The organism is Monashia sp. HAY1-2A, assembly GCF_056755315.1.
Map to the genome: position 1 here is coordinate 1 of NZ_JBNDHY010000142.1, position 11,008 is coordinate 11,008.

Annotated in this window: 11 protein-coding genes and 2 tRNA genes; 3 read left to right on the forward strand and 10 right to left on the reverse strand. The window is 71.3% G+C overall.

Annotation, left to right across the window (positions count from 1 at the left end):
• Positions 1-77: 77 nt before the first annotated feature.
• The 4 genes from ACPYOM_RS17485 to tig form a co-directional block, all read right to left on the reverse strand.
• Complete coding sequence (locus tag ACPYOM_RS17485; RefSeq protein ID WP_481342522.1) at positions 78-731, reverse strand: ATP-dependent Clp protease proteolytic subunit; 654 nt, start codon at positions 729-731, stop codon at positions 78-80.
• A 29-nt stretch (positions 732-760) separates the two neighbouring features.
• Positions 761-1,402 carry an ATP-dependent Clp protease proteolytic subunit gene (locus ACPYOM_RS17490; RefSeq protein WP_076259080.1) on the reverse strand — a complete coding sequence of 214 codons (642 nt, stop codon included), beginning with the start codon at positions 1,400-1,402 and terminating at the stop codon, positions 761-763.
• 218 nt (positions 1,403-1,620) lie between these two features.
• Complete coding sequence (locus ACPYOM_RS17495; RefSeq protein WP_481342523.1) at positions 1,621-1,914, reverse strand: hypothetical protein; 294 nt, start codon at positions 1,912-1,914, stop codon at positions 1,621-1,623.
• Positions 1,915-2,020: 106 nt separating this feature from the next.
• Positions 2,021-3,403, reverse strand: a complete 1,383-nt coding sequence (tig, locus tag ACPYOM_RS17500; protein ID WP_481346949.1) for a trigger factor — start codon at positions 3,401-3,403, stop codon at positions 2,021-2,023.
• A gap of 154 nt (positions 3,404-3,557) precedes the next feature.
• Here tig and ACPYOM_RS17505 point away from each other — a divergent pair, with 154 nt between their 5' ends.
• Entirely contained in the window at positions 3,558-4,109 is a 552-nt protein-coding gene (locus tag ACPYOM_RS17505; RefSeq protein ID WP_481346945.1) for a hypothetical protein, read from the forward strand.
• 29 nt (positions 4,110-4,138) lie between these two features.
• On the opposite strand, the gene ACPYOM_RS17510 is transcribed toward ACPYOM_RS17505, so the two are convergent.
• Positions 4,139-4,438, reverse strand: a complete 300-nt coding sequence (locus tag ACPYOM_RS17510; protein WP_481346946.1) for a DUF2087 domain-containing protein — start codon at positions 4,436-4,438, stop codon at positions 4,139-4,141.
• Positions 4,439-4,483: 45 nt separating this feature from the next.
• Positions 4,484-4,557 (reverse strand) — tRNA-Gly (locus ACPYOM_RS17515).
• A 127-nt stretch (positions 4,558-4,684) separates the two neighbouring features.
• Between ACPYOM_RS17515 and ACPYOM_RS17520 the strand changes: the two genes are divergently transcribed.
• Positions 4,685-4,758, forward strand: a tRNA-Pro gene (locus tag ACPYOM_RS17520).
• A 197-nt stretch (positions 4,759-4,955) separates the two neighbouring features.
• On the opposite strand, the gene trmB is transcribed toward ACPYOM_RS17520, so the two are convergent.
• The 4 genes from trmB to ACPYOM_RS17540 form a co-directional block, all read right to left on the reverse strand.
• Positions 4,956-5,696 carry a tRNA (guanosine(46)-N7)-methyltransferase TrmB gene (trmB, locus tag ACPYOM_RS17525; protein WP_481346947.1) on the reverse strand — a complete coding sequence of 247 codons (741 nt, stop codon included), beginning with the start codon at positions 5,694-5,696 and terminating at the stop codon, positions 4,956-4,958.
• Positions 5,697-5,812: 116 nt separating this feature from the next.
• Complete coding sequence (locus ACPYOM_RS17530) at positions 5,813-6,928, reverse strand: PP2C family protein-serine/threonine phosphatase (protein WP_481342527.1); 1,116 nt, start codon at positions 6,926-6,928, stop codon at positions 5,813-5,815.
• Between the two features lie 45 nt (positions 6,929-6,973).
• Positions 6,974-7,456 (reverse strand): ribose-5-phosphate isomerase, encoded by a 483-nt coding sequence (locus ACPYOM_RS17535; RefSeq protein WP_481342528.1) that lies wholly within the window; start codon positions 7,454-7,456, stop codon positions 6,974-6,976.
• Between the two features lie 27 nt (positions 7,457-7,483).
• Positions 7,484-8,149 (reverse strand): mycothiol-dependent nitroreductase Rv2466c family protein, encoded by a 666-nt coding sequence (locus tag ACPYOM_RS17540; RefSeq protein WP_481342529.1) that lies wholly within the window; start codon positions 8,147-8,149, stop codon positions 7,484-7,486.
• Positions 8,150-8,296: 147 nt separating this feature from the next.
• Here ACPYOM_RS17540 and pepN point away from each other — a divergent pair, with 147 nt between their 5' ends.
• A complete protein-coding gene (gene pepN / locus ACPYOM_RS17545; protein WP_481346948.1) occupies positions 8,297-10,858 on the forward strand; it encodes an aminopeptidase N in 2,562 nt (853 codons plus the stop codon).
• Positions 10,859-11,008: the final 150 nt, after the last annotated feature.

Genomic DNA, 11,008 nt, shown 5'->3' on the forward strand with positions numbered 1-11,008 from the left:
TCCGTCGTCGGCAGCGTCAGATGTGTATAAGAGACAGTCGAGGGACCGGGCCCGACGGCACCGAGCGTCCTTCCGGGTCAGACCTCGAGCGAGGCCTTCCGGGAGGCGAGCACCTCGTCGATGAGGCCGTACTCCTTGGCGTCCTCGGCGGACAGGATCTTGTCGCGCTCGATGTCCTGGCGCACCTGCTCGGACGTGCGACCCGTGTGGTTGGCCAGTGTGTCCTCGAGCCAGGTGCGCATGCGCAGCACCTCGTTGGCCTGGATCTCGATGTCGGAGGCCTGGCCGTAGTCACCGCCGGAGAGCGCCGGCTGGTGGATGAGGATGCGGGAGTTCGGCAGGGCGAAACGCTTGCCCTGGGCACCCGCGCCCAGGAGGACGGCGGCGGCCGAGGCCGCCTGGCCGATGACGAACGTCTGGATGTCGGGCCGGACGAACTGCATCGTGTCGTAGATCGCGGTCATCGCGGTGAACGAGCCGCCGGGGCTGTTGATGTACATGAGGATGTCGCGGTCGGGGTCCAGCGACTCCAGGACGAGCAGCTGGGCGATGATGTCGTCGGCCGAGGCGTCGTCGACCTGCACCCCGAGGAAGATGATGCGGTCCTCGAAGAGCTTGTTGTAGGGGTCGGAGCGCTTCATCCCGTACGAGGTGCGCTCCTCGAACTGCGGGAGGATGTAACGGCTCGAGGGCTGCGGCACGGCGAGGCGGTTCGTGGGTTCGATCATCATGGTCTTCTCCAAAGTCCTTGCGGCCGCGGTCAGTTGGCGTCGGGCTTCGCGTCGGCCGAACCGACGCCGCGCCCCTCGACGGCCTGGTCGGAGCGGCTGAACACGTGGTCGACGAAGCCGTACTCCTTGGCCTCTTCCGCGCTGAACCAGCGGTCGCGGTCGGAGTCCTTCTCGATCTGGTCGACCGTCTGCCCGGTGTGCTCGGCGATGAGCTGGGCCATCTGCTTCTTGACGTAGAGCATCTGCTCGGCCTGGATCTTGATGTCCGTCGCCGTGCCGCCGATGCCGCCGGAGGGCTGGTGCATCATGACCCGCGCGTGCGGCGTCGCGTAGCGCTTGCCCTTCGTGCCGGCCGACAGGAGGAACTGGCCCATCGAGGCGGCCATGCCCATGGCGACGGTCGCGACGTCGTTGGGGATCCAGTTCATCGTGTCGAAGATGGCCATGCCGGCCGAGATGGACCCGCCGGGGCTGTTGATGTAGAGCCAGATGTCCTTCTCGGGGTCCTCGGCCGACAGCAGCAGCAGCTGGGCGGCGATGGCGTTCGCGTTGTCGTCGCGCACGTCGGACCCGAGGAAGATGATCCGCTCCTTGAGCAGGCGGTTGTAGATGTGGTCGTCCAGACCACCCGGCTGGCCGTTGCCGTTGGCGGAGATGTCCGAGTTCACCATGTCTCCATCGTCGAAGTTGTCCGGTCGCGGCGCCCACGCGACCCCCGTGAAGAGGGGTGACGCGGTCTGCGGCCGGCTCGTCACTGACCCTAACGCGCGCCCCCCTGGGCAGATTTCCCGAACCGCGCCCTGTTCGCCGTGAGCGCACAAACCTGAGCGCCCCCGGCGCAAGCCGCGGGCGCTCAGCCGGTCGCCTCAGGCGATCGTCCAGCGACGGGTCACTCGTTGAGGCCGTTGTCCTGTCCGGACTCGCCCGTGGCGCTGGCCTGGTCAGCCTGCTGGTCGACGACGTCCTGTGCGTCCTCGAGGGCGCCCTCGCGAGGCGTCTCGCGCGGGGTGCTGCCGTCGGCGTTGCCGCGGTCGACGTCCTCGTCCGTCGCGATGCCGCCGGGGCTGCCGTCGGACTCGCCGCTCGTCGTCGCCGACGTGCCCTCGCCACCGGAGCCGTCGGGGCGCTGGCTGTTGATGTCGCTGTCGGTCAGGCCGGTGTTGCTCTCGTCGTGGGTGCTCATGACCGTGACGTACCCAGACTCCGCCGTCGTCGTCCGACGAGACCCGGGGACGACGAACGGCCGGCCCCGTGCGGGACCGGCCGTTCGTGCGACGGATGCGGACGGGTCAGGCGTCGGCCTTCTCCCCGGCGACCTCGGCGACCTCGGTGGCCTCGGTGGACTCGGTGGCCTCGGTGGACTCGGTGGACTCGGCGACGGGTGCCTCGTCCTCGTCACCCTCGGTGCCCGGGACGGCCTCGTTGAGGTCGACCGTGTTGCCGGCCGTGTCCTTGACGACGACCTTCTCCAGGACGGTGGCCAGGGCCTTGCGGCGCGCGACCTCGGCGACCATCGCCGGGATCTGGCCGTCCTTGTCGACCTGCTGGGCGAAGGCGTTGGGGTCCATGCCGTACTGCTGCGAGCTCATGACGAGGAACTCGATGAGCTCCTGCTGCTGGACCTGCACCTCCTCCTTCTCGGCGATGGCGTCGAGGAGGAGCTGGGTGCGCAGGCCCTTGCGGGTGCTCTCGTCGACCTCGGCCCGGTGCTCGTCGTCCTCGAGCCGCCCCTCGCCCTCGAGGTGGCTGTGCACCTCCGCCTCGACGACGCCCTCGGGCACCGGCACCTCGACCTTCTCGAGCAGCGCGTCGAGGAGCTTGTCGCGGGCCGCGACGCCCTGGGCGAACTTGGCGTCGATCTCCGCCTTCTGCGCGAGGTCGGCCTTGAGCTCCTCGAGGGTGTCGAACTCCGAGGCGAGCTGGGCGAACTCGTCGTCGAGCTCGGGCAGCTCGCGCTCCTTGACGGCGGTCACCGTGACGGTGCACTCGGCGTCCTGGCCCTCGCGGTCACCGCCGGCCAGCGGCGCCGTGAACGTCTTGGTCTCGTCGGCACTCATACCGACGAGCGCCTCGTCGAGACCGTCGAGCATGTTCTTGCTGCCGACCTCGTAGGAGACGCCGGTGACGGCGTCGATCTCCTCGCCGTCGATCTGGGCGGACAGGTCGATGGAGACGAAGTCGCCGTCCTGGACCGCGCGCTCGACGCCGGTGAGGGTGCCGAACCGGGCGCGGAGGTCGTCGAGGCGCTTGGTGACGTCGTCGCCGGACACGGTGGCCTCGTCGACGGTCAGCTCGATGTCGGAGAAGTCGGGCAGCTCGATCTCGGGGCGCTTGTCGACCTCGGCGGTGAAGCTGAGGTCCTCACCGTCGGTCGAGGGCACCTTGAGGTCGGTGATCTCCGGCTGGCCGAGGGGGCGGACCTCGTTGGCCTCGAGGGCCTGGCCGTAGAAGGTCGGCAGCGCGTTGTTGACGGCCTCCTCGAGGACTGCGGCACGGCCGACGCGCTGCTCGATGATGCGCGCGGGGACCTTGCCCTTGCGGAAGCCGGGGACCTGGATGTGCTCGCCGATGTGCTTGATGGCCGCATCGAGGCTCGGCTTGAGCTCCTCGAACGGGACCTCGACGGTCATCTTGACCCGGGTCGGGCTGAGGGTCTCGAGGGCACTCTTCACTGCGGGGTACTCCATCTTGGGCGGTTGGGGGTCGGCGCTCTCGATGGTGGCGCCGACGCTGGACAGGGAACCGACGCACCATGCTATCGGCCGCACGACGGATGGCTAAATGCGCCGACGGCGGCCCCGCTGCGCTCGCCTATGCTCGGGGCCCATGAGCGAGTCGCCGCACCCCTCGCCCGGCCCATCTGACCCGGTGGGTCCGGCGGCGTCCGGCACCCTCGCGGCGCTGCGGCCGGTGCAGATGGTCGCCGGGATGGTCGGCATCGGTGCCCCGATGCTCTCGGCGGTCCGCGTCCTCGTCGACCCTGCCGGGTCGATGCCGTCGTGGACCGCGGTCGCGGTGGTGCTCGTCGTCCTCGTCGGCTCGGCCGTGCTGGTGCGCCGGTTCGGCTACACGGTCCCGGCCCTGCCCGCGGACCTGCCGCGCGAGAACGCGGAGGCCACGAGTCTCCGGTACTTCACGTCGACGACGATCCTGCGCACGGCCTTCGCCGAGGCCCCGGTGCTGGTCGCGTTCGCGGCCTCGTTCGCGTTCACGCCGCGCACGTGGGTCACCCTGCTCGTCGCGCTGCCGGGCGGCCTCGCGCTCTTCTGGCTCCACGCCTGGCCCTCGCCCCGGACCGCCGCCGTCGTGGAGAGGGGCCTCGAGGCCGAGGGGGCCGAGTCCTACCTGTCCGAGGCGCTGGGCTTCCGGGCCGGCTGACGCGTCCGGGACGCATGCTCCGGCTCGACTCAGTCGGCGACGGTGCCCCCGCTGCGCCAGTACCGGCCGTCGGCGCGGTCGAGGAAACCCTCCTCGACGAGGTAGCGGCGCAGGGCGGCGACGTCGGGGTGGTAGCGGCGCAGCGTGTTGTTGACGTCGGTCTCGTCGTAGCGGCGCCCCGGCTCGAAGTGCTGGGCCAGGTGGTCGAGGACCACGAGGCGCTTGCGGATCTTCGTGGGGATGGCGCTCAGCGAGCCGTCCGGGGCGAGGAAGGCGCGCAGGACGGCGTCACGGTCGCGCAGGGCGTCCTGCAGGTCGGGGCGGTGCACCGGCCCACGGTAGGCACCGGACGAGGCCGCGTGCCACTGGCTTTCTGGAGCGGGCGACGAGAATCGAACTCGCGTAATCAGTTTGGAAGACTGAGGCTCTACCATTGAGCTACGCCCGCAGGAGCGCTGGTCGTGGCGGCATGCCGTCGCCGACCGGGTGATCCGAGGCGCTAGCCTACTGGTTCGCGTCCGGTCCGCCGAAATCGACCCGCTGCCAGCGGGTTCGTCGCGTCCGGCGGGCGCGAACGGGGCATGGCGCAGCTTGGTAGCGCGTCCGCTTTGGGAGCGGAAGGTCGCAGGTTCGAATCCTGTTGCCCCGACGTCACGAAGGGCCGGGCGGGAAGCGACGGAGTCGCTCAGCCCGGCCTTTCGTTCGCCGGGGCACGAGGATGCAGGGAGGTCGAGCTGCCGCGGCGAGGAACGAGCCGCGGCGGAGAGGCCGGCCTGTTGCCCCGACCGAAGGTCCCTCCGACAGGGAGGAGCGAGGCACGAGCGCCGGCGTCCGGTCCCCCGGGCGTCAGGCGGGCAGCAGGTCGAGGCGCAACTCGTTGATGGTGCGCCCGGCGCGCACGCCCTTGGCCTCGAAGCCGTCGGCCGGCCGCCAGGAGGGGCGCTCGACGCGTCGGGCGGTGAAGCGCGGGTGGGCGCCGGCCTCCGCAAGGACGTGCTCGGCGTAGAAGTCCTGGTCGGTGGCGACGAGGACGTGGCCGCCGGGCTTGAGGACGCGGGCGAGCAGGTCGAGGTTGGTCGGGCTGACGAACCGTCGCTTGGTGTGCTTCTTCTTGCGCCACGGGTCGGGGAAGAACAGGTGCACGGCGTCGAAGACGGCATCCCCGACGCGCTCCTCGAGGAAGAGGACGGCATCGCCCACCTCCACGCGCAGGTTGGGTACGCCGGCCGCCTCGGCGTCGGCCAGCATCCGGGCGATGCCGGGCGTGTGCACGTCCATGGCGAGCAGGTCGTGCTCGGGGTGGGTCCGGGCGTAGGCGATGGCGGCGTGCCCGTGGCCGCAGCCGATCTCGAGCACGACGGGCGCGACGCGCCCGAAGGCTGCGACGGGGTCGAAGGCGCCGGGCGGCAGGGCACGAGCCGGCGCGAGCGTCTGCATGCGTTCGAGCGTCAGCGACGAGAGGCGCCCGCGCCGCACGAAGCTGCGCACCCGCGCCGGGGTGACGCCCTCAGGCAGGTCCGGGACCTCGTGCACCGTTCGGCGTGCAGCGGTCTGCTCGTCGGGCTGACCGTCGGGATGCTCCTCCACGCGGGCATCGTAGTGACGCGACGCCGAGGCCCCGAACCCCGCCGCGTCCCGCTGTCGCGTTCCGCAGTCAGGAGCTGGGCCGGGCCGGCTGCCGGACCGTCTCCCCCGCGGACGCGTCAGCTGCGCCAGATGGTCACGACGGCGCGGTCGTCGCCCAGACCCGCGGCGGCGTGGTCGCACAGCCGTTGGGCCAGGCCCTCGAAGCCGGTCCGGATGAACGACTCGGCCCGGCCGAGCATGCGGTCGATGCCGTCGACGAGCGCCTTGTCACGCGCCTCGATGACACCGTCGCTGTAGAGGACGAGGGCGTCGCCGCGACGGATGGTGCCCGACTCGCGGGGGTACTGCGCCTGCTCGATGACGCCGAGCAGCGGCCCGCGCCCCCCGTTGAGCATCCGCCAGCGGCCGGACCCGGCGGCGAACTGGGCCGCAGCCGGGTGCCCGGCGTAGCCGATGGTGAAGTTGCCGGTCTCCAGGTCGACGGCGACGTGCACGGCGGTCGCGAAGCCCTCGGGCCACCGCAGCCGGAGCAGGTGGTTGTTGGCCGACTGGAGGAACGCCCGGTCGCTCATCTCGCCGAGCAGGCCGCCCAGCGCCCCGGACAGCAGCAGCGAGCGGGTCCCGGCCTCCCGGCCCTTGCCCGAGACGTCGACGAGGGCGACCTCGAGGGTGCGGCCGTCGGTCGACCTCGTCGCCACGACGAAGTCACCGGCGAACCCGTCGCCGTAGGCCGACTCGAGGGCAACCTCGGCGTGCCACGTCGGCGGCAGCTGCGGCAGCTCGCCCTGGGCACGGAGCCGGTCGCGCATGTCGACGAGCATCGACTCGCCGCTGACCCCGACGACGCCCACCTGGGCGCGTGCGTGCGAGAGCCAGAGCATGAGCAGCATCGTCGCCGCGGTGACGATCTGCGAACCGGTCGTGGACGGCTTGTTGCCGCCGAGGTACACCCCGACGATCGCCATGCTGAGGAAGAGGCCGATGAACACGACGAGGAGGAACCGCGGCTCGAGGAAGAGCCCGGCTGCGACGACGAGGAGGCAGTAGACGCTCCAGGGCACGGCGTCGCGCCAGACGTAGATGGAGCTCGTGGCGAGCACGCCGAGCACGAGGAAGATGCCGACGATGACCCACGGGGCGCGCGACAGCCACGGACCGAGGTGCGTGAGGCGTCGGATCGGTCCGGCAGCGTACCCCGAGCGGCGAGAGACGATGCTCTCGTTGGTCGCCACGTGCCTCCCTTGCTGGGCTGGAGGGGAGCCGGCCCGGGCGTCAGCTCACGACGCGTCCGAGTCCGGCAGCGCCGGCAAGTCCCCCGTGTTCTCGTACGCGGAAACCATACCTAGACGACGGGCGTGACGCTCCTCATTCGAGAAGTTCGTCCCGACGAACGTGTCGACGATGGCGATGGCGGTCTCGACCGGGGTGAAGCGCGCGCCGATCGAGACGACCTGGGCGTCGTTGTGCTCGCGGGCCAGGCTCGCCAGCTCGGTGGAGTAGGCGAGCGCGGCGCGGATGCCGCTCACCTTGTTGGCCGCGATCTGCTCACCGTTGCCGGAGCCCCCCAGCACGACGCCGAGCGAACCCGCCTCGGCCGCAACGGCCTCCGCGGCCCGCAGCACGAACACCGGGTAGTCGTCCTGCGCGTCGTAGGCGGACGGACCGTGGTCGACGACGTCGTGGCCGGCGTCGCGCAGGTGGGTCAGGAGGGCCTGGTGGAGCTCGTAGGCCGCGTGGTCGCCGCCGATGTGGATGCGCATGTCCGTCCTTGGGTGCGTCGGGTCGGGTCAGTCGAGGATCGGGCCGAGCGTACGGGTGCGTTTGAGCTCGAAGAAACCCGGTGTCGACGCGACGAGCACGCAACCGTCCCAGAGGCGCACGGCGTCCTCGCCCTTCGGTGCGGGCGTCACGACGGGTCCGAAGAACGCGACACCGCCCACCGAGATGATCGGCGTGCCGACCTCGGTGCCGACGAGGCTGATGCCCCGCTTGTGGCTGCGGTGCAGCGCCGCGTCGAACTTCTTGTGGTGGGCCTCCTTGGCGAGCGCCGCCGGCAGGCCGACCTCCTCGAGCGACTCGCGGATGACGACGTCGAAGTCGCTCATCTTCCGCAGGTGGATCCGGGTGCCCATGGCGTCGTAGAGGGGCTTGACGACGGTGTCGCCGTGGGCCTCCGCGGCCGCGATGATGACGCGGACCGGGCCCCAGGCCTCGTCCATGCGCGCCCGGTAGGCGGCGTCGAGGTCGTGCCGGTGCTCGTTGAGGACCGCGAGGCTCATGACCGACCACGTGACCTCGAGGTCGCGCAGCCGCTGGACCTCCATGAGCCAGCGCGACGTCATCCAGGCCCACGGGCAGATCGGGTCGAACCACATCTCGACGGCCCGGCTCGCGCCGGCGTCGGTGTGCGAGGAGGAGGCCGCGGTCGAGGGTGAGGGGGACGCCTGCGTCATGGGGCCCATCCTCGCACCCGTCGTCGCGGGGCCGAAGAGCGGTGGCGGTCGGGTGGGACCTCCGTGCGAGGATGTCCGGGCGACGGGGCCGTCCGACCGGTGCCGCCTGCGTCGCAGCCACGCACTTCGTCCCCAGGAGGTCCCCTCGTGCCCGGCAAGAACCTGACCCGCGAGGAGGCGGCCACCCGCGCCGCGGTCCTGCGGGTCGACAGCTACGACGTCCGTCTCGACCTCACCACGGGTCCCGAGACGTTCCGCACGGTCACGACGGCGCGCTTCTCCTGCGCCGAGCCCGGCACCGACACGTTCATCGACCTCATCGCCGACTCGGTCGAGCGCGTCACCCTCAACGGCGCCGACCTCGACCCGGCCGAGCTGTTCGCCGACTCCCGGGTCGCGCTGCCCGGCCTGGCCGCCGACAACGAGCTGACGATCGAGGCGACGGGCCGCTACACGAACACCGGCGAGGGGCTGCACCGCTTCGTCGACCCCGTCGACAACGAGGTGTACCTCTACACCCAGTTCGAGGTGCCCGACTCCCGCCGCATGTACGCGGTCTTCGAGCAGCCCGACCTCAAGGCCTCCTTCTCCTTCACCGTGACGGCTCCCGCGCACTGGAAGGTCATCTCCAACTCCCCGACGCCGCACCCCGAGCCCGCCGGCGTCGCCGACGGCGTCGAGAGGGCCACGTGGTCCTTCGCCCCGACGCCGCGCATCTCCTCCTACATCACCGCGCTCATCGCCGGCCCGTACGACGAGGTGCGCGACGAGGTGCAGACGCGGCGCGGAACGGTGCCCCTCGGCGTCTTCTGCCGCAGGTCGCTGACCCAGCACCTCGACGCCGACAACCTCTTCGACTGCACGAAGAAGGGCTTCGCGTTCTTCGAGTCCGAGTTCGACCAGCCGTACCCGTTCGAGAAGTACGACCAGGTCTTCACGCCCGAGTACAACATGGGCGCGATGGAGAACGCCGGGGCCGTGACGTTCACGGAGGTCTACGTCTTCCGCTCCAAGGTGAGCGAGGCCAAGGTCGAGCGCCGCGCCCTGACCATCCTGCACGAGCTGGCCCACATGTGGTTCGGCAACCTCGTGACGATGAAGTGGTGGGACGACCTCTGGCTCAACGAGTCGTTCGCCGAGTGGGCCTCGACGACGTGCCAGGCCGAGGCCACCGAGTGGACGAGCGCCTGGACGACCTTCGGCACGGCCGAGAAGGCCTGGGCCTACACCCAGGACCAGCTCTCCTCGACGCACCCCATCGCCGCCGACATGCGCCACCTCGAGGACGTCGAGGTCAACTTCGACGGCATCACGTACGCCAAGGGCGCCTCGGTGCTCAAGCAGCTCGTGGCCTACGTCGGCCGCGAGCCGTTCGTCACCGCGCTGCGCGCGTACTTCCGCAAGCACGCGTGGGGCAACACGACGCTCGCCGACCTCCTCGGCGAGCTCGAGGCCGCCTCGGGCCGCGAGCTCACCGAGTGGAGCAAGCTGTGGCTCGAGACGGCGGGCGTCAACACGCTGCGTCCCTCGTTCGAGGTCGACGCGGAGGGCCGGTACACGGCGTTCGCCGTCGAGCAGACCGCCGCCGAGGAGCACCCGACGCTGCGGCCGCACCGCCTCGGCATCGGCCTCTACGCCGTCCAGGGCGACAGCCTCGTGCGCACCGCCTACCACGAGGTCGACGTCGCCGGGGAGCGCACCGACCTCGCCGAGCTCGACGGTGTCGCTCAGCCGGACCTGCTGCTGCTCAACGACGACGACCTCGCCTACGCCAAGATCCGCCTCGACGAGCGGTCGCTGGCCACGGCGCTGGCCCACCCGCGTGGTTTCGGCGACTCGCTGCCGCGCTCGCTCGTCCTCGGCGCGACGTGGGACATGACCCGCGACGCCGAGATGCCGGCCCGCGACTTCGTGCGGTTCGTCCTCGAGACGCTGCCCGGCGAGAGCGACTCGACGCTGCTGCGCGTGCTCCTCGGCCAGATCGTCCAGTCGACCCGCCTCTACGTCGCGCCCGAGCACCGCGCCGAGACCTCCGCGCTGCTCAGCAGCTCGCTGCGGGCCCTGGCCGAGTCGGCCGAGCCGGGCAGCGACGCCCAGTTCCAGCTCGTCGAGGCGTGGGCCAACACGACCGCCGACGCCTCCGACGCCGACCGGTTCCGGGCGCTGCTCGCCGGCGACGCGTCCCTGCCGGGCCTGGGCGTCGACACCGAGCTGCGCTGGACGTTCGTCCGCGCCCTCGCCGCGCTCGGCGTCGCCACGGATGCCGAGCTCGAGGCAGAGCTCGACCGCGACCCGACCGCCACGGGCCGGGAGCGGCACGCCGAGGCCCTCGCGGCCCGCCCCACCGCCGAGGCCAAGGCCGACGCGTGGGCCAAGGCCGTCGAGCAGAACGTCCTGTCCAACCAGATGGTCGAGGCCGTGGCCGCCGGCTTCCGCCGCAGCATCGACCTGTCGCTCCTCGAGCCGTACGTGGCGCGGTACCACGAGATGCTCGTCGACGCGTGGGCCGCACGCAGCGTCGCGATCGGCGAGCGGGTGGTCGGCGGGTTCTACCCGTTCGCGCTGGCCAGCACCGAGCTCCTCGCGGCCTCGGACGCGTGGCTCGACGCGCACCGCGACGCCCCGGCCGGCCTCGTGCGCACCGTCGCCGAGAACCGCGACACCATCGCCCGCGCCCTGCGCGCCCAGGAGGCGGACCGCCGGGCCTGAGGCCGCCGGCATCGAGCGCCCGTCCGCCCTGTCCCGGGTCTGTCTCTTATACACATCTCCGAGCCCACGAGACGCGTAGTAATCTGGGGGGGGGGGGTTTTGTTTGGAAAGAGGGGGGGGGGGGGGGGGGGGGGGGGGGGGGGGGGGGGG